Annotated in this window: 24 protein-coding genes; 23 read left to right on the top strand and 1 reads right to left on the bottom strand. The window is 45.9% G+C overall.

Annotated elements, in window-relative coordinates; translation table 11 throughout:
- Positions 1 to 26: 26 nt before the first annotated feature.
- Positions 27 to 281, bottom strand: a complete 255-nt coding sequence (locus ACTNCK_RS01115) for a hypothetical protein (protein ID WP_441080456.1) — start codon at positions 279 to 281, stop codon at positions 27 to 29.
- A 308-nt stretch (positions 282 to 589) separates the two neighbouring features.
- Between ACTNCK_RS01115 and ACTNCK_RS01110 the strand changes: the two genes are divergently transcribed.
- From ACTNCK_RS01110 to ACTNCK_RS01000, 23 genes are all read left to right on the top strand, one after another.
- Positions 590 to 1465: an ROK family protein gene (locus tag ACTNCK_RS01110; RefSeq protein ID WP_441080454.1), complete on the top strand. Its 876-nt coding sequence runs from the start codon at positions 590 to 592 to the stop codon at positions 1463 to 1465.
- Positions 1458 to 2174, top strand: a complete 717-nt coding sequence (locus tag ACTNCK_RS01105; protein ID WP_441080452.1) for a GNAT family N-acetyltransferase — start codon at positions 1458 to 1460, stop codon at positions 2172 to 2174. The genes ACTNCK_RS01110 and ACTNCK_RS01105 overlap by 8 nt, the downstream gene beginning before the upstream one ends.
- A 68-nt stretch (positions 2175 to 2242) precedes the next feature.
- Positions 2243 to 3604 (top strand): sodium-dependent transporter, encoded by a 1362-nt coding sequence (locus tag ACTNCK_RS01100; protein ID WP_441080450.1) that lies wholly within the window; start codon positions 2243 to 2245, stop codon positions 3602 to 3604.
- Between the two features lie 23 nt (positions 3605 to 3627).
- Positions 3628 to 5448: an indolepyruvate ferredoxin oxidoreductase subunit alpha gene (gene iorA / locus ACTNCK_RS01095; RefSeq protein WP_441080448.1), complete on the top strand. Its 1821-nt coding sequence runs from the start codon at positions 3628 to 3630 to the stop codon at positions 5446 to 5448.
- Positions 5441 to 6016, top strand: a complete 576-nt coding sequence (locus ACTNCK_RS01090) for an indolepyruvate oxidoreductase subunit beta (RefSeq protein WP_441080446.1) — start codon at positions 5441 to 5443, stop codon at positions 6014 to 6016. The genes iorA and ACTNCK_RS01090 overlap by 8 nt, the downstream gene beginning before the upstream one ends.
- The gene (locus tag ACTNCK_RS01085; protein ID WP_441080444.1) at positions 6003 to 7241 is read left to right on the top strand and encodes a phenylacetate--CoA ligase family protein; all 1239 of its coding nucleotides are present in this window, start codon (positions 6003 to 6005) and stop codon (positions 7239 to 7241) included. The genes ACTNCK_RS01090 and ACTNCK_RS01085 overlap by 14 nt, the downstream gene beginning before the upstream one ends.
- Positions 7242 to 8417 (top strand): tRNA uracil 4-sulfurtransferase ThiI, encoded by a 1176-nt coding sequence (gene thiI, locus ACTNCK_RS01080; protein ID WP_441080442.1) that lies wholly within the window; start codon positions 7242 to 7244, stop codon positions 8415 to 8417.
- Positions 8418 to 9572, top strand: coding sequence for a cysteine desulfurase family protein (locus ACTNCK_RS01075; protein WP_441080440.1), 1155 nt, complete (start codon positions 8418 to 8420; stop codon positions 9570 to 9572).
- A 12-nt stretch (positions 9573 to 9584) separates the two neighbouring features.
- On the top strand, positions 9585 to 10532 hold the full coding sequence (gene prmA / locus ACTNCK_RS01070) for a 50S ribosomal protein L11 methyltransferase (protein ID WP_441080438.1): 948 nt from the start codon (positions 9585 to 9587) through the stop codon (positions 10530 to 10532).
- Positions 10533 to 10604: 72 nt separating this feature from the next.
- Positions 10605 to 10838 (top strand): HPr family phosphocarrier protein, encoded by a 234-nt coding sequence (locus ACTNCK_RS01065; RefSeq protein ID WP_441080437.1) that lies wholly within the window; start codon positions 10605 to 10607, stop codon positions 10836 to 10838.
- Positions 10839 to 10911: 73 nt separating this feature from the next.
- On the top strand, positions 10912 to 12231 hold the full coding sequence (gene mtaB / locus ACTNCK_RS01060; protein WP_441080435.1) for a tRNA (N(6)-L-threonylcarbamoyladenosine(37)-C(2))-methylthiotransferase MtaB: 1320 nt from the start codon (positions 10912 to 10914) through the stop codon (positions 12229 to 12231).
- Between the two features lie 96 nt (positions 12232 to 12327).
- Positions 12328 to 12594, top strand: coding sequence for an IreB family regulatory phosphoprotein (locus tag ACTNCK_RS01055; RefSeq protein WP_441080433.1), 267 nt, complete (start codon positions 12328 to 12330; stop codon positions 12592 to 12594).
- Positions 12594 to 13037: a Holliday junction resolvase RuvX gene (gene ruvX, locus ACTNCK_RS01050; protein WP_441080431.1), complete on the top strand. Its 444-nt coding sequence runs from the start codon at positions 12594 to 12596 to the stop codon at positions 13035 to 13037. The genes ACTNCK_RS01055 and ruvX overlap by 1 nt, the downstream gene beginning before the upstream one ends.
- A complete protein-coding gene (locus tag ACTNCK_RS01045; protein ID WP_441080430.1) occupies positions 13012 to 13275 on the top strand; it encodes a DUF1292 domain-containing protein in 264 nt (87 codons plus the stop codon). The genes ruvX and ACTNCK_RS01045 overlap by 26 nt, the downstream gene beginning before the upstream one ends.
- A 9-nt stretch (positions 13276 to 13284) precedes the next feature.
- Positions 13285 to 14952 carry a ribonuclease J gene (locus ACTNCK_RS01040; protein WP_441080428.1) on the top strand — a complete coding sequence of 556 codons (1668 nt, stop codon included), beginning with the start codon at positions 13285 to 13287 and terminating at the stop codon, positions 14950 to 14952.
- Entirely contained in the window at positions 14949 to 15605 is a 657-nt protein-coding gene (locus ACTNCK_RS01035) for an O-methyltransferase (RefSeq protein WP_441080427.1), read from the top strand. Before ACTNCK_RS01040 ends, ACTNCK_RS01035 begins: the two co-directional genes overlap by 4 nt.
- Before the next feature lie 13 nt (positions 15606 to 15618).
- Positions 15619 to 16854, top strand: coding sequence for a peptidase U32 family protein (locus ACTNCK_RS01030; protein WP_441080425.1), 1236 nt, complete (start codon positions 15619 to 15621; stop codon positions 16852 to 16854).
- 2 nt (positions 16855 to 16856) lie between these two features.
- A complete protein-coding gene (locus tag ACTNCK_RS01025; protein ID WP_441080424.1) occupies positions 16857 to 17909 on the top strand; it encodes a lactonase family protein in 1053 nt (350 codons plus the stop codon).
- A 15-nt stretch (positions 17910 to 17924) separates the two neighbouring features.
- Positions 17925 to 19007, top strand: a complete 1083-nt coding sequence (gene aroC, locus ACTNCK_RS01020; protein ID WP_441080422.1) for a chorismate synthase — start codon at positions 17925 to 17927, stop codon at positions 19005 to 19007.
- Between the two features lies 1 nt (position 19008).
- A complete protein-coding gene (tgt, locus tag ACTNCK_RS01015) occupies positions 19009 to 20154 on the top strand; it encodes a tRNA guanosine(34) transglycosylase Tgt (protein ID WP_441080420.1) in 1146 nt (381 codons plus the stop codon).
- Between the two features lie 53 nt (positions 20155 to 20207).
- A complete protein-coding gene (gene yajC, locus ACTNCK_RS01010; protein ID WP_441080418.1) occupies positions 20208 to 20558 on the top strand; it encodes a preprotein translocase subunit YajC in 351 nt (116 codons plus the stop codon).
- 164 nt (positions 20559 to 20722) lie between these two features.
- Positions 20723 to 22321, top strand: coding sequence for an asparagine synthase B (gene asnB / locus ACTNCK_RS01005; RefSeq protein WP_441080416.1), 1599 nt, complete (start codon positions 20723 to 20725; stop codon positions 22319 to 22321).
- A 30-nt stretch (positions 22322 to 22351) separates the two neighbouring features.
- Entirely contained in the window at positions 22352 to 24445 is a 2094-nt protein-coding gene (locus ACTNCK_RS01000) for a glutamine synthetase III family protein (RefSeq protein WP_441080414.1), read from the top strand.
- Positions 24446 to 24449: the final 4 nt, after the last annotated feature.

Raw genomic sequence — 24449 nt, 5'->3', positions numbered from 1 at the left:
CCCTGCCATACGGCAGGGGTTTTCTCTTACTTATTTTTCAGGAAGCTGATCGGTCTTATCTTTTTATAATGCTCTGATATGACAAGCTTATTTTTGAACTCCTGATAGTAGGTGTTGAAATCCTCACCATCAGACATAGAATTATTCCTTAGATATTTCCTTTCGATATCGGCATTCATTTTCTCGACAGGTATGATCTTTTTGTATGACTTAAATGCCTGATCCCAGTATTTATCCTCGCTTCCGCTGGAAGAAACAGCTATCTCAAATTCCCTTGACATTTCTCTGTCTGCATTTCCTTTTTTTATAGAATCTTTCAGATCTGACAGGTGTTTTATGTCACTCTCATTATATGAGAATGCCCTGATTAGAGGCTTTTTTGGGGGGATATCAGGGAGCGGACGCATAGAAAGATCAGTATGAAGGGTAAAGGGTATAATAATGGATATCTATTGGCGGTTGAAAAAATGTATGTTCTGATATAAAATGTGAGCTGATAGTTTTTCGTGACAGAGGGGAGATATGGGAAGGATAGGGGGAGCACATCTGGAAAATTCGGTATTTTATTGATAGGACAGGAGGAAGACAGATGAGGATAGGAGCGCTTGAGGCCGGCGGCACAAAGATGGTATGCGCTATAGGAGACGAGAGTGGAAGGATTAAGGAGCAGAAATCATTTCCTACTATAGATCCAGAGACTACTCTGCCAGAGCTTCTGGCATATTTTAAGGATAAGGAAATAGAGGCTCTGGGTATAGCCTGCTTCGGGCCAGTTGATCTCGATAAGGATTCTTCAAGCTACGGATATATCACTACCACACCAAAGAGGGCCTGGGCGGATACAGATATAGTCGGCTATTTCAGCAGGGGACTGGGTGTAAAGGTCGGATTCGATACCGATGTGAACGGATCCCTGTTGGGTGAGGTCACATATGGACAGGCAAAGGGACTTGGCGATGCGGTCTACTATACTATAGGTACAGGAGTCGGAGCCGGAGTCATGAGCGGAGGAAAGCTTGTTCATGGAGCCATGCATCCTGAAGCAGGCCATATGCTGCTTAGGGTAAGAGAAGATGATCCGCTTCCGGACGGTGTATGTCCATTCCATAAGGGCTGTCTGGAGGGACTGGCAGCAGGACCGGCCATTGAGAAGCGCTGGGGCAAAAAGGCAGCAGAGCTTGGTGATGACATCAGGGTCTGGGATCTTGAGAGCTACTATCTGGCTCAGTGCATGGTGACTACTACAGTGATGCTGTCTCCAAAGATCATAATATTAGGAGGTGGAGTAATGCATCAGAAGCAGCTCTTTCCACTTATCAGAGAAAAGACGAGCGAGCTTCTTAATGGATATATCAAGAACAGCCGGATAGATGATATGGATCATTATATAGTCCCTGCAAGCTTAAACGACGATCAGGGAATCATGGGCTGCCTTAAGCTGGGCTACGACGCAGCTAATGTATAAAAGGGTTTATATGGCACCGCGCCCGGTGATCATCACTGATTCACAGGATGAGATAGACAGGGCGGCAGATAAGCGGATAGCAGTCATAGGATATGAGCATGACGCAATAAGGCTCTCCGCTGGATTTATAATCACAGACCTCTCTGCAGCAGATCAGGAATATATAAAGGAGGTCCATGACCTCTCTTACCGTATTCCAAAGGAGATACTTGAGACAGACCGTACTCTTATAAGGCAGCTTGACCCTGAGAAGGATATATATGCCCTTTTTCATCTCTATCAGATGCCTGGAGTTACTGATTATGTGGAGCCTCTTTTTCCTTTCTTAAAGGAAAAAGCCTATGAGCAGGATTACTTCGACAATATATACAGATTCTATGATTTCGGAATGTGGAATGTATTCCTGAAGGCTACGGGCGCTCTGATAGGCAGATGCGGACTGGAGTATAAGGCTCTTCCGGGGAGCGATGACGGGGCAGAATGGCTTGAGCTTGGCTATCTGCTCTCTCCGGATATGTGGAGGCAGGGAATAGGATATGAGATCACAGAGGCAGTCTTAGGTCTTGCTGAGGCTAAGGGACATTCACATTTCTTTGCAAGGATAGCAGAGGAAAATGTGGCCTCGGTTGCTCTTGCTAAAAAACTTGGCTTTATCAGGAAGCAGAGAATAGAGAAAAGCAGCGAGGATCTCTGGGTGCTAATAATCTAGTGCAAACCCAGGACTGTTATGTTATAATTTACAGGTTAAAAAATCCAAGAGGAAAGAAGGATAACAATATGAAAAAAAGAGCCAGTTTTTCTGGAAAGCTTGGCTTTGTACTCTCAGCAGCAGGAGCCGCGGTCGGCCTCGGAAATATCTGGAGATTTCCCTATCTCTGTGCCAAGTACGGAGGCGGTACCTATCTGATCATCTATATCCTGCTCGCGGCCACATTTGGTTACACAATGATTATGGCCGAGACCTCTATAGGGCGCATGAGCCAGAAGAGCCCGGTAGGAGCATTCAGACACTTCTCTGACAAGAGGATATACAGGATAGGCGGCTGGATAAACGCTATAGTACCAATGCTTATAGTTCCCTATTATTCGGTGATAGGCGGCTGGGTTATGAAGTATACCTTCGACTATATCACCAGGCCGGCGGCGAGGATGGCGGAGAAGGGGTATTTTGCCTCCTTTATTTCTACGGCCTCACCTGAAGGCTGGTTTATAGTTTTTGCTCTTGTTACTACTGTGATAGTATATATGGGAGTGCAGGGAGGAATCGAGAGAATTTCCAAGATACTGATGCCGGTCCTTATTGCCCTTGCGGTGATCATATGTGTCTATACTATGACAAGACCAGGAGCCGGAGAGGGCATTAAGTATCTGCTTGTCCCAAGCCTTAACAGATTTTCATGGATGACTGTAGTCACAGCCATGCAGCAGATGTTTTATTCGCTGTCTATAGCCATGGGGATCCTTATCACCTTCGGAAGCTATATGAAAAAGCAGGTATCTATCGAGGAGAGCACAGATCAGGTAGAGGTATTTGATACTATAATAGCATTCCTTGCCGGACTTATGATCATTCCTGCCGTATTCGCCTTTTCAGGCAAGGATGCAGGAAAGAGCCTTGATGCAGGGCCGTCTCTTATGTTTATCACTATGCCGAAGACCTTTGCCTCATTCCCGGCAGGAAGGATATTCGGCCTGATGTTTTTCATGCTGGTGCTTGTCGCAGCGCTTACATCATCTATTGCACTGATGGAGTCGGCAGTTTCAACGCTGGAGGATGAGCTTTCCTTTTCAAGACGAAAGGCATCGGCCATAGCCGGAGCAGTCATGCTTCTGCTTGGGACTCTGTCGGCGCTTGGATACGGACCTCTTAGTGGAGTTAAGATAATAGGTATGCAGTTCCTTGACTTCTTTGATTTCATTACTAACTCAGTGATGATGCCACTTGCAGCTATAGCCACCTGCTTTCTTGTGACAAGGGAGATAGGATCAGAGGCCCTCACCAGGGAGGTTACTCTGGGAGGCGCCAGGTTCGTAAGGAAAAAGATTTTCTGTTTTATGATAAAGTATATCTGTCCGCTATTCTGCCTGATCATACTGATCTCGGCAGTCGCTAATGCGTTCGGTATAATAAAATTATAAGATTTAGTAATGGAAAGGTATGTATGCATAAGGAATTTCTAATGGGAAATGAGGCCATAGCTCTTGGAGCTCTGGCCGCAGGTGTCAATGTGACAGCAGGCTATCCCGGGACTCCGTCTACTGAGATCCTTGAAACGATCGCAAAGAGAAGGACGACAGACGTATATGTCGAATGGTCTGTTAATGAAAAGGCAGGTCTTGAGATGGCAGCAGGCGCATCCATATCAGGAGCCCGCTGCCTCGTGACCATGAAGCAGGTCGGATTAAATGTCGCATCTGATCCTCTTATGAGTCTTGAGTATATAGGAGTCGAGGGAGGACTGGTCTTAGTCGTTGCTGATGATCCTGGTCCCATATCAAGTCAGACTGAGCAGGATACCAGGACATTTGGAATGTATTCAAAGGTCCCTGTGCTGGATCCATCATCGGTAAGCGAGGCCTATCATATGGTTCAGGAGGCCTTCGAGCTGTCAGAGAGATATAAGACTCCTGTGATCCTTCGACCTACTACAAGGATAGACCATGGATATGAGTCTATAGAGATAGCTGATCAGGAAGAATATAAGAATAATTCTCCGGCAGGATATGAGAAGGATCCATCCAGATGGGTTATATTTCCAAGGCTTTCCTTCAAGAATCATGCTCTTATAGAGAAGAGAAATGAAGAGCTTTCAAAGGAATTCTCTCGATACAGCAGGAATTTCATAAGGCCAGCAGACGGATATGACGGAAGAAAAGCCATAGCGACTAACGGCATAAGCTATTCTTATACATTAGATGCGCTTTCTGGCAATGCATGTCCTGAGATCCTCAGGGTTGCAACTCCATTCCCTTTCCCGGAGGAGCTTGCTGTAAGTTTCCTTAAGGATAAGGATGAGGTCCTTTGCATAGAGGAGCTTGATCCTGTAATCGAGCGTGCACTTATCCATGTATGCGGTAAGTATCATCTGAATGTAAGGATCCGTGGCAAGCTGACAGGGGATATAGCAAGGTCCGGTGAGAACAGTGTGGATTCTGTAAAGGAGGCTGTTTCTGGATTTACCGGTATTGGTCTTACGGCTGCATCAGAGCCTGTAGCACCGCCTGACCTTCCTGTGCGACCTCCGGTGCTCTGTGCCGGCTGTCCTCACAGAGCAAGCTTCCTTGCTGTAAAGAAGGCAATGGAGGGACAGAAGTGCGCCTACTGTGGAGACATAGGTTGCTATACTTTAGGCAATGCCCATCCTCTTGATATGACAGACACCTGCCTTTGCATGGGAGCCGGTATCAATATGGCCCAGGGCATAAACCGAGTGGATCCGGAAACAAGGACCTTTGCCTTCGTGGGTGATTCGACCTTTTTTGCCTCAGGCATAACAGGCGTCATAAACGCATTCTATAACCAGGCTGATATGACACTTATTGTCCTTGACAATTCGACGACAGCCATGACCGGACACCAGCCGCATCCGGGAACCGGACAGACACTTATGGGAGATGTGGTAGAGAAGGTAAGCATTGAAAGGGTATTAAAGGCTATAGGACTTACGACGGTGGTAACAGCTGATCCTCTCTGCTTTGATCAGGCAGTCGAGACAGTAAGAAGAGTTGCTTCTGAAAAGGGAGTAAAGGCCATAATTTTTAAATCTCCATGTATAGTCAGATTCAAGCCGACATCCCCAAAATCGTCTGTTGATGCAGACAAGTGCATAGGCTGCAGGAAATGTATAAATGAGGCAGGCTGCCCGGCTCTTATAATAAAGGATACAAAGGCATTTATTGATCCTTCACTCTGCACGGGCTGTGCTCTCTGCGAGGCGATCTGTCCTGTAGGCGCGATAAGCGGAGGTGGACATAATGAGTAAGAACATAGTACTTGCCGGAGTAGGCGGTCAGGGAACGATACTTGCCAGCAAGCTGATATCGGCCGCAGCAATGAAGCGCGGTATGAAGGTCGAGACAGCTGAGACAATAGGAATGGCACAGAGAGGAGGAAGCGTTTTCTCCGATATAAAGATAGGCGATGACATAAACGGGCCTCTAATAGGAAGAGGACAGGCTGATCTGCTAATCGCCTTCGAGCCGGGTGAAGCTGTAAGACAGCTTCCTTTTCTGAAGAAGGAAGGTGCCTGCGTGGTTAGCAGCAGGCCTGTTGAGCCGGTTTCGGCCCTGATAGGTATGTCATCCTATGACCCGGCCGCTCATATAGACTATCTCAGGAAAGAGGTAAGAAATCTTACTGTAATAGATACAGACAGGGCTCTTTCTGAAATAGGCAGTTCAAAGGTTTTGAATGTCCTTCTGCTAGGAGCTGCGCTTGCATCAGGCGAGCTTGGTCTTTCGGCAGAGGATATAGTTCTGGCATTACATGAAAGGCTTCCGGAGAAGCTCTGGGAGATAAACGAGAGGGCATTAAATTATGGAAATAAATGAGACACAGCTTGCAATGGTAAATGACCAGGTAAAGCGCCTGGAAAGCTCTGATAATTTTTATGGAAAAAAATTAAGAGAAGCAGGTATAAAAGAGGTGAAGTCGGTTGAAGAGTTTTTAGCTCTTCCATTTTCCCAGAAGCAGGATCTGAGAGAGGCTTATCCTCTGGGACTTATGACTGTGCCTGAGGAGAAGATAGTCCGTATCCATTCCTCAAGCGGTACAACGGGTACTCCGGTCATCATCCCTTATACAAAAAAGGATGTGGATGACTGGGCAGAAATGTTCAAAAGATGCTATCAGATGGCTGGAGTTACAGAAAAGGACAGAGTCCAGATCACTCCGGGCTATGGTCTGTGGACTGCCGGGATAGGCTTTCAGGCTGGCTGTGAGAGACTGGGAGCCATGGCTGTCCCTATGGGCCCCGGCAATACCAGAAAGCAGCTCCAGTTCATGCAGGATATGAAGACTACGGTTCTTTGCTCCACATCATCCTATGCCCTGCTTCTAGCCGAGGAGATAGAGAAAGAGGATCTGGCTCAGAATATATATCTGAGGAAGGGCATCATAGGATCAGAGAGATGGGGAGAAAAGATGAGGAACCGTATCAGAGGAGAGCTGGGCATTGAGATATACGATATATACGGCCTGACCGAGATATACGGACCGGGAATCGGTATCAGCTGCAAATATGAGTGCGGAATGCATTACTGGGATGATTATATCTATCTGGAGATCATAGATCCGGCTACAGGCAAGAACCTGCCTGACGGCAGCTGGGGAGAGATAGTAATCACTACTCTTGTAAAGGAAGGAGCACCTCTTATCAGATTCAGGACCCATGATATCTCACGGATAATTCCTGGAGAGTGTGCTTGTGGAAGCAGGTATCCTCGTATCGATACCATAATGGGCAGATCCGATGATATGATGAAGATAAAGGGAGTCAATGTATTCCCTAAGCAGATAGAGGAGATCCTTGCAGATTTTGACCAGCTCTCAAGCGAATATCAGATCAGGATATCTCATCTTGACGGCAAGGATACCATGAGGATCTATGTAGAGGCAGTGAGTGGCATGGTCGACTTCAACAAGATGTCAGAGGCTGTAAGCGAGGCGGTAAGGACTAGGATAGGCTTTACTCCTATAGTCAAAGTCGTAGAAATCGGAGTCCTGCCACGGTCTGAGAAAAAGTCAAAAAGAGTGATCGACGAAAGGTTTGAATAAATGGAAAAAGCATTCTTAGTCAAGTATGGAGAGATAGGCCTAAAAGGGAAAAATCGCCATTACTTTGAGGAGACCCTTGTAAAGCGTATCGAAGAGGCCTTGAGTAAGATAGACGGAAGCTTTAAGGTCACAAGACCTCAGGGAAGGATCTTTGTAGAGGGAGAGGGCTTTGATCAGGATGAGGTCATAGATGCTCTTTCAAAGGTTTTCGGGGTCATCTGGATTTGTCCATGCATTATGACAGAGGATACCGGATTTGATGATCTATCAGACCAGATCATTTGCTACCTTAAGGAAGAGCTTAAGGATAAGCCGTTTAGCTTCAAGGTCGAGGCAAGACGGGCGAGGAAGAACTATCCTTTCAACTCTATGGAGATAAACAGGGAGCTCGGAGGAAGGATACTGGATGCTTTTCCTGCTTCCTCTGTTGATGTGCATAATCCGGATTATCTGGTAGAGGTGGAGATAAGGGAGAGGATCAATTTCCATATTTTCTACCACAAGGGAGTCGGTGGAATGCCTGTAGGTACAGCTGGAAAGGCAATGCTGCTTCTTTCAGGAGGAATAGATTCTCCTGTCGCCGGATATATGATAGCCCGCCGTGGAGTGACTATAGATGCTACATATTTCCATGCGCCTCCATATACATCAGAACGCGCAAAGCAGAAGGTAGTGGATCTGGCAAGGATACTTTCAAGATATACAGGGCCGATAAAGCTTCATGTAGTAAACTTTACCGATATACAGATGGCAATCTATCAGAAATGTCCTCATGATGAGCTTACTATTATAATGCGAAGATACATGATGACTATAGCAGAGCATTTCGCTGGCTTAGACGGTGATATGGCTCTTATCACAGGAGAAAGCTTAGGACAGGTGGCTTCCCAGACCATGCAGTCACTTTATGTTACTGACCATGCAGCCTCGCTTCCTGTATTCCGCCCTCTTATAGGCTTTGACAAGCAGGATATCATAGATATATCTGAAAAGATCGGAACCTATGATACATCAATCCTTCCATATGAGGACTGCTGTACTATCTTTGTGGCAAAGCATCCTGTTACAAAGCCAAGGCTTGATGTAATAGAAAAGTCAGAGACCCATCTTGATGATGTGATAGATGATCTGCTTGAAAAAGCATATGAATCTACAGAGACTATACTGGTGAAATAAATGGAATGTTATTTTGATAATTCTGCAACGACTAGATGCTCCGAGGGGGCTTTCGAAAAGATGAGACAGGTCCTTCTTGATGATTATGGAAATCCCTCATCGCTGCATGGCAAGGGAATGAAGGCAGAGGGCTATATAAGAGAAAGCCGTGAGATAATAGCGAAATCCCTTAAATGCACACCAAAAGAGATAATCTTTACATCAGGAGGATCAGAGAGCAACAATCTGGCTATCTTTGGTTGCCTTAAGGCCAACAGGAGGGCAGGCAGGCATATAATTACTACTGCCGTGGAGCATGCTGCTGTATATATGCCTATGAAGGAGCTCGAGGAAGAAGGATACGAGGTTACCTATCTCCCTACAGACAGTAATGGAGTGATAAGCACTGATGACCTAAGGGATGCATTAAGAGACGATACAGCTCTTGTCGCCATGATGCATGTCAATAATGAGATAGGCTCTGTAATGCCGGTTGAGAAGTCAGCTGAGATAATACATGAGAGGTGTCCTAAGGCGCTTTTCTTTGTTGATGCAATCCAGTCATATGGAAAGGTTCCTCTTTTCCCGGGGAAGATGGGAATAGATCTTCTCTCAGTAAGCGGTCATAAGATACATGGACCAAAGGGAAGCGGCTTTTTATACAAAAGAGACAAGGTAAAGCTTGCTCCTGTAATCTATGGAGGTGGACAGGAGAGTGGCTACAGGAGCGGTACAGAAAATGTGCCGGCCATAGCTGGCCTGGGAGTCGCTGTAAAGGAGATGTTTTCTGACACTGAGGGACACAGAAGGCATTTAGCAGACCTTAAAAAAAGAATGGCAGAGCTTCTTTCTGATATAGAAGAGGTGAGCTTTAATTCACTGCTTACAGATGAATCCGCTCCACAGATCCTCTCTGTCAGTGTGGAGGGGATAAGGGCAGAGGTCCTGCTCCATGCGCTTGAGGACAAGGGTGTCTATGTATCGGCTGGAAGCGCCTGTTCATCAAACCGTCCTTCTATTTCAAGGACTCTTAAGGCGATAGGACTTAAGGACAGTCTGCTTGAGTCGACTGTGAGGTTTTCATTTTCTATATATAATACGACAGAGGAGGTCGAATACGCCTCTGAGGTAATGCATCAGATAATACCGGTCCTTCTGCGCTACCGCAGATACTGATAAGGAGATGTTATGCGCTGGATAAGGTTTACTATCAATACAAGAGAGGAGGCAGAGGACCTGGTTTCTGCCCTTCTCTACGATCATGGGATCACCAATATAGAGATAAGCGATAAGGCAGCAGTGACTCCTCTCGAGGGAGAGGGCTATAAGGAGCTTGTACCCGATATGGGAGAGGATAATGGTGAGAGCCAGATCTTTTTCTATGTGGAAGAAGGCAGTGACTATGGAAGGCTTATAGAGGATATAAGGTTCTCTCTTGACCAGCTCAGGCAGACGGCTGACATAGGAAATGCTACGATTGATATCTCATATACAGATGAAAGAGACTGGAGAGATAAGTGGAAGGAGTTCTTCCATACCTTCAGCGTAGGTGACTATACTATAGTCCCAAGCTGGGAGGAGGAGAGGCCTGACCTGGACAGTAAGCATATCATAAGGATGGATCCGGGTATCACCTTTGGGACAGGAAAGCATGAGAGCACCAGGCTTATTATCGAGGAGCTGCCAGGGTATATCCATAAGGGCGAAAGGGTTCTTGACCTTGGAACCGGAAGCGGTATCCTTTCCATAATAGCCCTTCGTGAGGGGGCAGCAGAGGTCACTGCTACAGATATAGATCCAGCTACAAGGGAGGCTGTAGAGGAGAATTTCAAAAGAAACGATATAGATCCTTGCAACATGCATCTTTTTATAGGGGACATATCATGTGACAGAAAGCTGCAGCAGCAGGTAGGAGGCGGATACAGCCTGGTATGCGCAAATATCCTTGCCGATATAATAATAAGGATGCTTCCGTCGATAAAGCAGGCAATAGCGGATCAGGGTATCCTCCTTACCTCGGGTATAATCGATTTCAAGGAGGATGAGGTGACGGATGCTTTGAAGGAGAATGGCTTCAAGATCAAAGAGATAAACCATAAGGGAGAATGGGTTTCTATTGTTGCAATAAGTGATTGACTTTTTCTCTCGCTTGCTTTAACATAAAGGGGTAAAGGGAGAGATGTTCAGGTTTTTTACAGGAGGAAATACATGAAGACAGTGAAGATTTCTCTTAACTCAATAGATAAGGTAAAAAGCTTTGTCAACACGATAAGCCAGTTCGACAGCGATTTCGATCTGATCTCTGGAAGATATGTGATCGATGCCAAGTCGATCATGGGGATCTTTTCCCTTGATCTTTCAAGCCCGATCGATCTTACTATCCACGCAGACAATGATGCTGATATCATCGAGGCATTAAAGCCTTATATCATTGAGCAGTAGACTTTAGCACGCAGATCAGAAGAGGCTCCCTCGTATTAGAGGGAGCTTTGTTTTTGTACAGGAGAAGATTATTTTGGAAAACAGGACAGCAGCCTTTCATAATCTTGGTTGTAAGGTAAATGCATATGAGCTGGAGGGTATGGAGGAATCCTTAAGAAGGGCCGGATACAGGATAGTGCCATTTACAGAAAAGGCGGATGTCTATGTGATAAATACCTGTACAGTGACCAGGGTAGCAGACCAGAAGTCGAGACAGATGATAAGCAGGGCAAGGACAAGGAATCCCCGGGCCATAGTCGTAGCCTGCGGATGTTATGCCAATACCGGTAAGGATGTCCTGATAAGGGAGGGAGTAGCAGATCTGATACTTGGAAACAATCAGAAGAGCCATCTCCTCGAGGAGATAGAAAAGCTTCTGGAAAAGAGAAGAAATGATCCTGATGCCAGGGAAATCTGTGTGCCGGATATAAATAAAGGAGTGTTTGAATACGAGGAGAATGGCCCTTCAGAAAAGGAGGACCATACAAGAGCTTTTGTAAAGGTATGTGACGGCTGCAATCAGTTCTGCTCCTACTGTATCATCCCATACGCAAGAGGAAGGGAGAGGAGCCGGGATCCACAAAAGGTGATAGAGGAGATTGGGGAGCTTGTAAAGGAGGGCTTCAGAGAGTTTGTCCTTACAGGAATAAGGCTTACAAGCTATTCATACGGCTCCTGTGGACTGGTAGATCTCATTGAAATGATAAGTCAGGTGGATGGAGTAAAGAGGATAAGGCTTGGCTCACTTGAGCCATCAGCCGTGACAGAGGATTTTGCAAGGAGACTGTCGGCTATTCCCCTTATGTGTCCTCATTTTCATATGTCACTGCAGAGCGGATCCGATACAGTCCTTAAAAGAATGAATAGAAGCTACAGCACGGATGAATTCCTTGAGTCAGTAGGATATCTGAGGAAGTATTTTGATGATCCGGCCATAACATGCGATATGATCTGTGGCTTTCCGGGAGAAACTGAACAGGAGTTTCATGAGTCACTTGAGTTTGCAAAAAAGGCAGCCTTCTATGAGATCCATGTCTTTCCATATTCTGTCCGTCAGGGGACAAGGGCAGAGAGGATGACAGGACAGCTGTCAAAGCGGATCAAGGCAGAAAGGTCGGAGGTGCTGCGCCATGTGGCAGCAGGGCTTAAGCAGGACTATCTGAGCCGGCATATAGGAAAGGATGCAATCGCCCTTCTCGAGGAAAGGGAGATGGTAAACGGAAGGGAGATGTGGACCGGATATACGCCTGAATATATAAGGGTACTGTACGAATCGGATCAGGATATGTCAGGCAGGTTTGTTTCGGGGCAGCTCGGGGAAATAGACAGCGGATATATGCACTTGAAAAGTTAAGATGTTTGTAGTATCATAAATAAAAGTTTGAATTGTTCGTGAAACTGTAAGATCAGCTTCATGGAAATCGTGAGTAACGCAGCAAGGAGACGTATTATGAAAGACCTTAGTCAGACACAGTATTTCAAGGTGCAGAGCGACAATTCCATAACGGTTAAGGAGATCATACATCTCGTATACAAGGCCCTGTCAGAGAAGGGATATAATCCTGTAAACCAGATAGTCGGATACATAATGTCAGGAGATCCGACATTCATCACAAGTCATAATAATGCCAGAAGCCTTATCATGAAGGTCGAGAGAGATGAGCTCGTTGAGGAACTTCTTCGTGAATATATCGACCGCAAGGCCTGGGAGAGCTGATGGAGGGCAGGATACTTGGACTTGACTACGGCAGCAGGACAGTCGGAGTGGCTGTATCAGATCCGCTCTATATTACTGCACAGTCGCTTCTTACTATAAGGAGAGCACGTCCTACCAAGCTCCGTACTACTATAGCAGCCATTAGGGAACTTGTAGAGAAATATTCCGTGTCGCTTTTTGTGATAGGACTGCCTATAGGACTTGACGGGATAGAAGGGGAAAGGTGTCAAGCTACCCGCGAATTCGGGACAATTCTTACTACTAAGACCGGGATACCGGTATATTACCAGGACGAAAGATTTACAACAGTGATCGCAGAACAGTCTATGAAGGCCGCCGGCTTTAAAAGCCATGAGAAGATCAAGGAAAAGGTGGACGAGACTGCAGCTGCGCTTATTTTGCAGACTTATTTGGATAATGGAAAAAATAACCTTCACAGATGAAAACACTGGTGAAAACCAGGATTTTTATATATTGGATGAAACCGTGATAAACCAGGTATGTTATCTTCTTGTCAGCGATTCTGATCCTGATGCGGAGGAGGCAGAATGCTTCATTTTGAAGAAGACAGCAGACGATGGGGAAAATGTCTCATACGAAGCGGTAGAGGATGAGACTGTCCTCAGGGCAGTTTACAAGGTTTTTTCTGAGGAACTTGATGATACAGATATAGAGTTTTAAGGAGATTTTTTGAAAGGACAGAGGAAATCACATTTAAAGATAATACCCCTTGGCGGGTTGGAACAGATAGGGATGAATATGACAGCCTTCGAATACAGGGACACTATAATAGTTGTCGACTGCGGGCTGGCCTTTCCTGAGGATGATATGTTAGGGATCGATATGTGCATCCCTGATATAAGCTATCTGGTAGAGAATAAGGAAAGGGTAAAGGGATTTTTCATAACTCATGGTCATGAGGACCATATAGGAGCGATCCCTTATGTGATAAAGGAGATCAATGTACCGATCTATGCCACAAGGCTTACTATGGGGCTTATAGACCATAAGCTTTCCGAGATCGGATACTTAAACCGTACCCACAGGAAGACTGTGAAATACGGACAGACTATAAACGCAGGGCCGTTCCGGGTCGAATTCATAAAGACAAACCATAGCATACAGGATTCTGCAGCCCTCGCCATCTATACTCCGGTCGGAGTGATAATGCATACAGGGGATTTCAAGGTCGACTATACTCCTGTTTTTGGTGACGCGATCGATCTTCAGAGATTTGCTGAGATCGGCAAGAAGGGTGTGCTTGGTCTGATGTGTGATTCCACCAATGCTGAGAGACCGGGCTTTACAGAGTCTGAGAGCACGGTTGGAGTCAAGTTCAACGATATCTTCGCAGAGAACAAGGATTCCAGAATAATAATAGCCACCTTCGCCTCCAATGTGGACAGGGTACAGCAGATAATAAATACCGCATACAAATATGGCCGGAAGGTTGTTGTCGAGGGAAGGAGCATGGTGACCATCATATCCATTGCTCAGAAACTCGGATATATAAGTATACCGGACAATACGCTGATATCTACCGATCAGCTTAAAAACTATCCTGACAACAGGACTGTTCTAATCACCACAGGAAGCCAGGGAGAATCGATGGCAGCGCTTTCCCGTATGGCAAACGGCACCCATAAGAAGGTGGCCATAAAGCCCGGAGATACGATCATCTTTTCATCACATCCTATTCCGGGAAATGAGAAGGATGTATCGAATATCATAAACGAGCTCTATCGTAAGGGAGCCAATGTCATCTTCCAGGATGTCCATGTCTCAGGACATGCCTGTCAGGAAGAGATAAAGCTCATCTATTCGCTTGTGAAGCCTAAGTATTCGATACCAGTACACGGCGAATACAAGCATCTGAAGGCTCAGGAAAGAATAGCCAGATCACTGGGCTATGATACAGAGCATATAAAGATCCTCGCATCTGGTGATATACTGGAGTTTGATGAAAAGGGACGGGCAAATGTCACCGGACATGTCCGCACAGGCACAGTCTTTGTAGACGGACTCGGAGTCGGGGACGTAGGAAGCATAGTGCTTCGCGACAGGCAGCATCTGGCTCAGGACGGTATCATTATCATAGTAATGGCCATAGAGAAGTCAAGCGGCGAGATTGTTTCAGGACCTGATATAGTTTCACGCGGATTCGTCTATGTAAAGGAGTCAGAGGATCTTATGGAACAGTCAAGGGCTGTAGTAGCGAACAGACTTCAAGAGCTCAGTGACTCAAGGGTCAGGGACTGGAGCAAGATCAAGACAGAGGTCAAGATCGCACTCTCAGATTTTATCTGGAAGGAGACTCAGAGAAATCCTATGATCCTTCCTGTGATTCAGGAAGTATGATATTTACTGATTACGACAGGTTCAAAGGCTTTATCGGAAGCTTTCCTGTGATTCTTCCTGAGGAGCTTCTTCTGATCAGGAACAAGGCTCTTTTAGATCATGTCCCTATAATAAGGGACGATACACAGAGGCTTATGGCTCTTTTGATGCAGGAGAAGAGGCCGGAGCGCATCCTTGAGATCGGTACAGCGGTAGGCTTTTCAGCTCTTCTGATGGCTCAATTTGACACAGCCTTAAAGGAGCTTGTCACAATAGAGAATTACGAACCGAGGATCAGACAGGCAAAGGAGAATTTCAGCAGATCAAATGCGCCTATTAGCCTCAGATGCGGCGATGCAAAGGAGATCCTTCTTACTATAGAAGGCTCCTTTGATTTTGTTTTTATAGATGCTGCAAAGGCGCAGTATCCAGACTATCTGAAGCTTATAAGGCCGCATCTGTCTGATGGCGCCCTTATAGTCGCTGACAATATTCTCCAGGAGGGCAGGATATTGGAGCCAAAGGAAGCCCTCTGCAGAAGGGATAGGACCATCCATAAGAGAATAAGGGAGTACTTGAGGCTTGTGATGGAGGATCAGGCCCTCTTCTCGACTCTTCTTCCTGTCGGAGACGGACTTGCTCTTTCAGTATATCAGGGAAATAGTATCAGTTGAACAGGAGTCTTATATGAAAATTCCGGAGCTACTTGCCCCAGCAGCAAACCTTTCAGTACTAAAGACCGCTATACGCTATGGGGCGGATGCTGTTTATCTGGGAGGCGAAAGCTTTGGCCTTAGGGCCGGAGCAGATAATTTCACAAATGAAGAGATAAGGGCTGGCATTGCCTTTGCTCATAAGCAAGGAAAAAAGGTATACGTCACCGTAAATATCTTTGCTCATGACAGAGATCTTGCGGGGGTCAGGGCCTATCTTAAGGAATTAAATGATATAGGTCCTGATGGCCTGCTTATAGCAGATCCCGGCATCTTCCAGATGGCTAAGGAGATAATCGATAATAAAAGGACCGATCTGCATATCTCAACCCAGGCCAATAATACAAACTACGAGATATTTAAGTTCTGGCACAGCCTGGGAGCAAAGCGTGTGGTAGGCGCAAGGGAGCTTTCTCTTGAGGAGATAGCTGATATCAGAAGGCATATACCGGATGATCTGGAAATGGAGATATTCGTACACGGAGCAATGTGCATCTCGTATTCAGGCAGATGCCTGCTGTCGAATTATTTCACCGGACGTGATGCCAATCAGGGAGAATGCACCCATCCATGCCGCTGGCAGTACGGAGTAGTTGAGCAGACGAGACCTGGAGAATATCTCCCTGTGGAGGAAAATGACAGAGGCACCTATATCTTTAATTCAAAGGACCTTAATATGGTCGGACACCTGGATGATCTTTGCAATGCAGGGGTTGATTCTCTAAAGATTGAGGGCAGGATGAAGACCGATCTCTATGTCGCTACCGTTGTAAGGGCCTACAGGATGGCGCTTGATGACCTCTCGGTGTCGGTCGATAAGTATCAGAGCAAGAAGCCCTTATATGAGCAGGAGATAAGAGAGTGCACCTACAGGCCGTTTTCCACAGGCTTTTTCTATGGCAAGCCAAAGGATGAGGCCCAGATCTATGACAGCAATACATATGAGAAGGGAGCCACCTATATTGGCGAGATAGAGGAGATATGTGACGGACTGGCCAGGATTTCTCAAAAAAATAAATTCTCAGTAGGTGAAACTATTGAAATTATGAAGCCAAACGGGGATAATATACCTGTAAGAATCGATAAACTTTTTAACTCGGACAGGGAGCCTGTGGAATCGGCGCCACATCCTAAGGAGACAATCTATTTTCCAGTGCCTCCTGTGGCGCAGGTCGGGGACCTTCTGAGACGAAAGGAACTGGCGGATTAGATATGAGTAAAGAAAAATATGTAGCTTATGTAGGTACCTACACACATGAGAACAGCATAGGGATCTATGTTTATGACATCGATCCTGATACAGGAGTCTTTACAGAGAAGGGCGTTGCCCCTATAAACAATGCCTCTGATCTCTGCGCCTCATCAGACGGGAAATTCCTGTATTCGATAGAGGATGAGGGAGTAGCCTCCTTCTCGATCGAGTCAGACGGTATGATAAAAAAGATCAATCAGGCCGATATAGACGGGATGAGAGGATGCGCTGTTACTACAGACTATCAGAGAAGATATCTGTTTGTAGGGGGCTTTCATGATGGAAAGGTCACTATGATGAGGCTTAATCCTGATGGAAGCATAGGAGACATAGCTGACGGGATCTTTCATCAGGGAGTGGCCATATCTGCAAACGACAGAAGACTTGACCATCCTAAGGTTTCAAGCGTAAGGCTTACTCCTGATCAGGATTTCCTGCTTGCAGCCGACTACGGCCTCAATCAGATCAAGGTATACAAGATCGATTATAAGAAAGGAAAGCTTTCTCTGTGCGATCTGATAAGATGTAATCTGGATTCTGGACCAAGATCACAGAAGTTTTCAAAGGACGGTAAGTTCCTTTACATACTTGATGAGCTGACTAATGAGATAGAGGTCTACAAGTACAGTGTAAAGGACGACGAGCCTGAATTTGAGCGGATACAGGTAATCCCCTCGATGAAGGGGGCAAATCTTTCTGATCTTTCCTGTGAGCTTATGCTTTCACATGATCAGGAATATGTCTATGTCTCGGTCGACGGCTTTAACGGAGTAAGCTGGCTAAAGCGTGACACCACAACCGGCCTTCTTACCCATACAGCCCAGCTTCCTACCAGCGGATATTTCCCTAAGGCTATAGCTGTTTTACCGGGAGATAAGTACGTTGCAGTATTAAATCATGATTCCAATCAGATACGTACCTTTGCTGTAAACCATGAGGATGAGACACTTTTGCTAAGGAACAGACCTGTTACAGTAGGAAAGCCTAACAGCATCTGGATCCAGAAGCTGTAGACCAAGAGGAGATATATGGCTGGTTCAGTTTTTGGAACTAATTTCAGGGTTTCGACCTTTGGAGAATCACACGGAGCGGCTATAGGCGCCGTTGTTGACGGATGTCCTGCCGGGATGAAGCTGTCAGAGCAGGATATCCAGAAATACCTGGACAGGAGAAGACCAGGACAGTCCGAATTTACTACCAAGAGAAATGAGGCAGACAGGGTTGAGATCCTTTCAGGTGTCTTTGAGGGGAAGACGACAGGTACTCCTATAGCTCTTCTTATCAGGAATACCGATCAGCATTCAAAGGATTATTCCAATATAAAGGACAAGTTCAGGCCAGGTCATGCTGACCTGGGATATTTTGAGAAATTCGGTTTCAGGGATTACAGAGGCGGCGGCCGGTCCTCAGGAAGGGAGACAGGAGCCAGAGTAGCTGCCGGAGCAGTGGCTCTTAAGCTGCTTGATGAATTCGGTATTGAGGTCCATGCTTATACAAGGTCTATAGGACCGGTGACCATATCATCATTTGATCCTGAAGAGTGCTGTAAAAACCCTCTCTATATGCCTGATAAGAAGGCAGCAGAGCAGGCAGGAGATTTTCTTAAGGATTGCATAAGGGATCAGGATTCAGCAGGCGGAGTTGTAGAATGCATAGCAACTGGCATTCCGGCTGGTCTTGGAGACCCTGTGTTTGACAAGCTCGATGCAAGGCTTTCATATGCGGTAATGTCTATAGGAGCTGTAAAGGCAGTTGAGATAGGAGATGGCACGGCTGTCGCTCTTTCCAGAGGGAGCGAGAATAATGACGAGCTTTATATGGAAAATGGCAGAGTCCATAAAAAGACAAATCATTCAGGCGGTATCACAGGCGGTATCTCCGATGGAGGAGATATCATCCTGCGAGCCTATTTCAAGCCGACGCCCTCGATCTCGAGACCTCAGTCTACCGTTGATCAGTCAGGAGAGGATACTGTTATAGAGATAAAGGGACGCCATGATCCGGTCATAGTGCCAAGGGCAGTTGTGGTCGTAGAGTGCATGAGCGCACTTGTGATAGCTGATGCCCTGCTGGCCGGTCAGAGCGCAAGGATTGATAGACTCAGGATATGATATGGCAGAGTATATTATAAGAAAAACAGATGGACGGGCAAAGCATGCTACATTCAGGACGGTCCATGGCAGTGTAGAGACTCCGGTCTTTATGAATGTAGGAACAGTCGGAGCTATAAAGGGAGCCGTCTCAACAAATGATCTGAAGGAGATAGGGACCCAGATAGAGCTTTCCAATACCTATCATCTGCATGTACGAACAGGTGATAAAGTGATAAAGGAGCTCGGAGGTCTTGCCCGCTTCATGGTCTGGGACCGTCCTATCCTTACCGATTCAGGTGGCTTTCAGGTATTCTCCCTTGCAGGACTTAGAAGCATAAAGGAGGAGGGAGTCACATTCAGATCGCATATTGACGGACACAGGATCTTTATGGGACCTGAGGAATCGATGCAGATTCAGTCCAATCTGGGATCGACGATAGCCATGGCCTTCGATGAGTGTCCCAATGCCCTTGCTGATTATAACTATGTGAAGAATTCAGTTGACCGTACCTACAGATGGCTGGTAAGATGCAGGGATAAGATGGCAGAGCTTAATAAAAGAGATGATACGATAAATAAGGACCAGCTTCTTTTTGGTATCAATCAGGGAGCCATCTATGAGGACATAAGGATAGACCATGCAAAACGGATCAGTGAGCTTGACCTTGACGGATATGCGGTTGGTGGTCTGGCTGTCGGTGAAAGCCATGAGCAGATGTATCATATACTGGATGTGACTCTGCCATATCTGCCACAGGACAAGCCGACCTATCTGATGGGAGTCGGAACTCCGGCAAACATCCTAGAGGCAGTCGACAGAGGAGTCGATTTCTTTGACTGTGTATATCCATCCAGAAACGGACGTCACGGGCATGTATATACCAATAAGGGAAAGAGAAATCTTTTCAATGCCCGCTATGAGAAGGATATGAGGCCTATAGAGGAGGGCTGCGGCTGTCCTGTATGCCGTACCTACTCAAGGGCATACATCCATCACCTGCTAAAGGCAAAGGAGATGCTGGGAATGAGGTTCTGCGTTATGCATAATCTTTATTTCTACAATCATCTTATGGAGCAGATAAGAAATGCTATAGATGCAGGATGCTACGCAAGGTTCAAGAGAGAGAAGCTTTCAGAGCTTAAGGAAGTTTCTCTTGAAAAGTGACCTTGAATTGGTTACAATAGTAAAAGCTTTGTGATTAACTTTAGGAGGAAAAAATGTTAAACCCTGTATTTTTGAATAAGACGGCATCAGCAGCCGGCGGAGGATTCTTTACCATCATATGGATCGTGATCATGTTTGTGATCCTTTATTTCCTTATGATCCGTCCTCAGCAGAAGGAAGCAAAGAAGAAGGAAGCCCTTCTCAATACAGTCGCAGTAGGAGATACGGTCCTTACTACAAGCGGTTTCTACGGAGTGGTTATCGATATCGACAGTGATACGATAATAGTGGAGTTCGGTTCCAACAAGAATTGCAGGATCCCTATGCAGAAGGCTGCCATTGCTGCAGTCGAGAAGCCTGAGGATGCCGTAAAGGAAGAGACTTCCGAGAAGAGAACAAAGTAAATTATTTTATTTTTTTTCTTGACAAAGAAAGATGAAAGTCATATACTTTTAACATCGTAACAGAAACGGCAAAGGCGCCTCGAATTCCATAAGGAGTTCGTGACGCCTTCTTTTTTGTCCTGAAAGCAGAAAAGAGGCTGTTGGAAAGAAAAGAGGTATAAGAAATGTGTTCTATTATGGCAGTTGAGGATATGTCAGCGATCACTGATGCATCCTTTCGAGAGCATTTTGCAAAGACTCATTCCAGAGGTCCTGACGATGAAAGGATAATGGACTTTGGCAAGACAAGACTCGGATTTCAGAGACTATCGATCATGGGTCTCACCCCTGAGGGGATGCAGCCGTTTACATTGAATGGCAATGCAGTTATCTGCAATGGTGAGCTGTATGGTTTCCGCAAGGAAAAGAAGATATTAGAGGAAAAGGGCTATACATTCAGGAGTGACAGTGACTGTGAACTTCTGCTCCCTATGTATGAAATATACGGGACGGAAATGTTTAAAAGACTTGACGCCGAATTTGCATGTGTTATCTATGATGCAAAGTCTAAGAGCCTTATAGCCGCAAGAGATCCTTTCGGGATCAGACCTCTTTTCTATGGATATGACAGTAATAAAAATATAGTCTTTGCAAGCGAGGCCAAGAATCTTTGCGGCCTTGTGGACAAGATCATAGCTTTCCCGCCAGGGTATTTCTATAAGGACGGGAAGTTTGAGCTATACTGCGATATTGCAGCAAGACATGACTACATAAGCGGAAGCCTTGATGATATATGCAGCGGTATAAGGGAGCGCCTTATAGCGGCTGTTGACAAGAGACTCGATGCTGATGCTCCGGTTGGCTTTCTGCTTTCAGGAGGACTTGATTCATCCCTTGTATGCGCCATTTCCCAGAAGCTTTTAGGAAAGCCTATTGAGACCTATGCAATCGGAATGGATACAGATGCCATAGATCTCAAATATGCTAAGGAAGCAGCAGATTATATAGGCTCCAACCATCATGAGGTGATAATAGACCGCGATACGGTTATAAGCTCTCTCGAGGAGGTCATAGCTGAGCTCGGTACCTACGATATCACGACCATAAGGGCAAGCATGGGAATGTATCTATGCTGCAAGGCTATCCATCAGCAGAGCAATATCAGGGTGCTCCTCACAGGAGAGATCTCCGATGAGCTCTTCGGCTACAAGTATACAGATTTCGCTCCGAATGCTGAGGAGTTCCAGAAGGAAGCCGAGAAGAGGGTCCATGAGCTTTATTTCTACGATGTCCTTCGTGCCGACAGATGCATATCCACCTGGTCCATGGAGGCACGTGTGCCTTTTGGCGATCTGGACTTCTCAAGCTATGTGATGAGCATAGATCCAGAACTCAAGATGAATAAGTATAATAAGGGAAAGTACCTGCTCCGTCATGCGTTTGAGGGAACTGGATATCTCCCTGATGACCTTCTCTTCCGTGAAAAGGCAGCATTCTCAGATGCTGTCGGACATTCCATGGTAGATGATATAAAGGAATATGCCGAGACTGTTTATACAGACCAGGAATTCCATGAAAGGATAGCCTTCTATGGAAAAGAGGGCTTAGCACCGGTTCCGTTCACAAAGGAGTCTCTGCTTTACAGAGATCTCTTTGAGAAGTATTATAAGGGTCAGGCCCAGATGATCCCGGCATACTGGATGCCGAACAAGAACTGGGAGAACTGCGATGTGGATGATCCTAGTGCCAGAGTTCTGAAGAATTACGGCGCTTCAGGGATATAAACTTCTGTTAAGGAAAGGAGAAACAACACAATGGTAAATGTACCGGAGATTTTTGGAAGCAAGGTCTTTAATGACGATGCTATGAGGCAGAGGCTTCCAAAGGACGTCTACAAGGCACTTCAGAAGACTATCAAGGAGGGAAGCCACCTTCAGCTTGACATGGCAAATGTCGTAGCCGAGGCTATGAAGAACTGGGCTCTCGAGAATGGAGCAACCCACTTCACACACTGGTTCCAGCCTATGACAGGAGTGACAGCTGAGAAGCATGATTCCTTTATTTCCCCAGTAGATGGAGGAAAGGTTCTTATGGAGTTCTCAGGAAAAGAGCTCGTAAAGGGTGAGCCGGATGCTTCATCTTTCCCATCAGGCGGGCTTCGTGATACATATGAGGCCAGAGGATATACAGCCTGGGATCCTACCAGCTATGCCTTCATCAAGGAGGATACACTCTGCATTCCTACAGCTTTCTGCTCATACTCAGGTGAGGCACTCGACAAGAAGACACCTCTTCTTCGTTCAATGCAGGCGCTTGACAAGCAGGCTGTAAGAATCTTAAGACTTTTCGGCGACAATGATACAAAGAGAGTCATCACAACGGTAGGACCTGAGCAGGAATATTTCCTGATCGATGCTGATGTCTACAAGAAGAGACCTGATCTCCTTTATACAGGTCGTACCTTATTCGGAAACAAGCCTCCAAAGGGACAGGAGCTTGATGATCATTATTTCGGTCAGATCAAGCCGCGCGTCAAGGAGTTCATGAAGGATCTTGATAATGAGCTCTGGAAGCTTGGTATTCTTGCAAAGACCGAGCATAATGAGGTGGCTCCGGCTCAGCATGAGCTCGCTCCGATTTTCTCCACCACAAATATAGCAACAGATCACAACCAGCTCACAATGGAACTCATGAAGACAGTAGCAAAGAAGCATCATATGCACTGCCTGCTTCATGAGAAGCCTTTCGATGGAGTAAATGGTTCAGGAAAGCACAACAACTGGTCTCTCTCAACAGATACTGGAAAGAACCTCCTGGAGCCAGGAGATACTCCTTCACAGAATGCCCAGTTCCTGCTCTTCCTTACAGCAGTTATCGAGGCAGTTGACAGATATCAGGGACTCCTGAGATTCTCCGTTGCTTCTGCAGGAAACGATCACAGACTTGGAGCCAACGAGGCACCTCCAGCAATCATTTCTGTATATGTAGGAGATGAGCTTGATAATGTAATAAAGTCCATTATGGAGGGAACTGACTATACAGACAAGAGCAAGAAGCTTATGTCGATAGGCGCTTCAGTCCTGCCTCATATCCCGCAGGATACTACAGACCGTAACAGGACAAGCCCGTTCGCATTCACTGGAAACAAGTTCGAGTTCCGTTCCTTAGGATCAAACGCTTCTATAGCTTCTCCTAACATAGTTCTTAATACTATTGTTGCCGAGGTATTAAGCGAGTATGCAGATCAGCTTGAGAAGGCATCTGATTTTGATTCAGCAATGTCAGAGCTTGTAAAGAAGCATCTTACAGACCATAAGAGGATCATCTTCGAGGGTAACGGATACTCTGAGGAGTGGGTAAAGGAGGCAGAGAAGAGAGGTCTTCGTAATCTTCCTTCTACAGTAGAGGCTACTGAGGCCTTCATTGAGCCTGAATCCATCGATGTATTCACAAAGAACAAGGTCTACACAGAGACAGAGATACGTTCCAGATATGAGATCAGTCTTGAGAATTATTACAAGCAGATCAATATCGAGGCTCAGACTCTCTCAGACATGACAAAGGATGAGATCATAGGTGCAGGTCTTCGCTATGAGCAGTTCCTTTCAAAGACCATCAATGATATGAAGGCTACCGGAACAGGCATCCCTACAAGAGTAGAGGAGAAGCTTTTAGCTCAGGCAGCAGAGATGGTAGAGGAGCTCTATGACAGACTCCAGAAGCTTGATATGGATGTCGCTAAGGAAGACGATATGGATGATGTAAAGGAACTTGCTTCCTACAACAGATATACAATCCTTCCTGATATGGACAGCCTGCGTGAAGTCATTGATGAGCTTGAGAGCCGTGTTCCTCATGAGCTGTGGCCATATCCTACATATGGTGAGCTTCTCTACTCAGTACAGTAATAAA

It is taken from the genome of Candidatus Weimeria sp. HCP3S3_B5 (genome assembly GCF_052064335.1).
Taxonomy (GTDB): Bacteria; Bacillota; Clostridia; order Lachnospirales; family Lachnospiraceae; genus Weimeria.
The sequence above is the reverse complement of the archived record's forward strand: the minus strand, read 5'-3'. Positions and strand labels throughout refer to the sequence as shown.

Coding starts and splice junctions, on each gene's coding strand:
- ACTNCK_RS01115 (WP_441080456.1), bottom strand. CDS start 281: ATGTCAAGGGAATTTGAGATAGCTGTTTCTTCCAGCGGAAGCGAGGAT.
- ACTNCK_RS01110 (WP_441080454.1), top strand. CDS start 590: ATGAGGATAGGAGCGCTTGAGGCCGGCGGCACAAAGATGGTATGCGCT.
- ACTNCK_RS01105 (WP_441080452.1), top strand. CDS start 1,458: ATGTATAAAAGGGTTTATATGGCACCGCGCCCGGTGATCATCACTGAT.
- ACTNCK_RS01100 (WP_441080450.1), top strand. CDS start 2,243: ATGAAAAAAAGAGCCAGTTTTTCTGGAAAGCTTGGCTTTGTACTCTCA.
- iorA (WP_441080448.1), top strand. CDS start 3,628: ATGCATAAGGAATTTCTAATGGGAAATGAGGCCATAGCTCTTGGAGCT.
- ACTNCK_RS01090 (WP_441080446.1), top strand. CDS start 5,441: ATGAGTAAGAACATAGTACTTGCCGGAGTAGGCGGTCAGGGAACGATA.
- ACTNCK_RS01085 (WP_441080444.1), top strand. CDS start 6,003: ATGGAAATAAATGAGACACAGCTTGCAATGGTAAATGACCAGGTAAAG.
- thiI (WP_441080442.1), top strand. CDS start 7,242: ATGGAAAAAGCATTCTTAGTCAAGTATGGAGAGATAGGCCTAAAAGGG.
- ACTNCK_RS01075 (WP_441080440.1), top strand. CDS start 8,418: ATGGAATGTTATTTTGATAATTCTGCAACGACTAGATGCTCCGAGGGG.
- prmA (WP_441080438.1), top strand. CDS start 9,585: ATGCGCTGGATAAGGTTTACTATCAATACAAGAGAGGAGGCAGAGGAC.
- ACTNCK_RS01065 (WP_441080437.1), top strand. CDS start 10,605: ATGAAGACAGTGAAGATTTCTCTTAACTCAATAGATAAGGTAAAAAGC.
- ACTNCK_RS01055 (WP_441080433.1), top strand. CDS start 12,328: ATGAAAGACCTTAGTCAGACACAGTATTTCAAGGTGCAGAGCGACAAT.
- ruvX (WP_441080431.1), top strand. CDS start 12,594: ATGGAGGGCAGGATACTTGGACTTGACTACGGCAGCAGGACAGTCGGA.
- ACTNCK_RS01045 (WP_441080430.1), top strand. CDS start 13,012: ATGGAAAAAATAACCTTCACAGATGAAAACACTGGTGAAAACCAGGAT.
- ACTNCK_RS01035 (WP_441080427.1), top strand. CDS start 14,949: ATGATATTTACTGATTACGACAGGTTCAAAGGCTTTATCGGAAGCTTT.
- ACTNCK_RS01030 (WP_441080425.1), top strand. CDS start 15,619: ATGAAAATTCCGGAGCTACTTGCCCCAGCAGCAAACCTTTCAGTACTA.
- ACTNCK_RS01025 (WP_441080424.1), top strand. CDS start 16,857: ATGAGTAAAGAAAAATATGTAGCTTATGTAGGTACCTACACACATGAG.
- aroC (WP_441080422.1), top strand. CDS start 17,925: ATGGCTGGTTCAGTTTTTGGAACTAATTTCAGGGTTTCGACCTTTGGA.
- tgt (WP_441080420.1), top strand. CDS start 19,009: ATGGCAGAGTATATTATAAGAAAAACAGATGGACGGGCAAAGCATGCT.
- yajC (WP_441080418.1), top strand. CDS start 20,208: ATGTTAAACCCTGTATTTTTGAATAAGACGGCATCAGCAGCCGGCGGA.
- asnB (WP_441080416.1), top strand. CDS start 20,723: ATGTGTTCTATTATGGCAGTTGAGGATATGTCAGCGATCACTGATGCA.
- ACTNCK_RS01000 (WP_441080414.1), top strand. CDS start 22,352: ATGGTAAATGTACCGGAGATTTTTGGAAGCAAGGTCTTTAATGACGAT.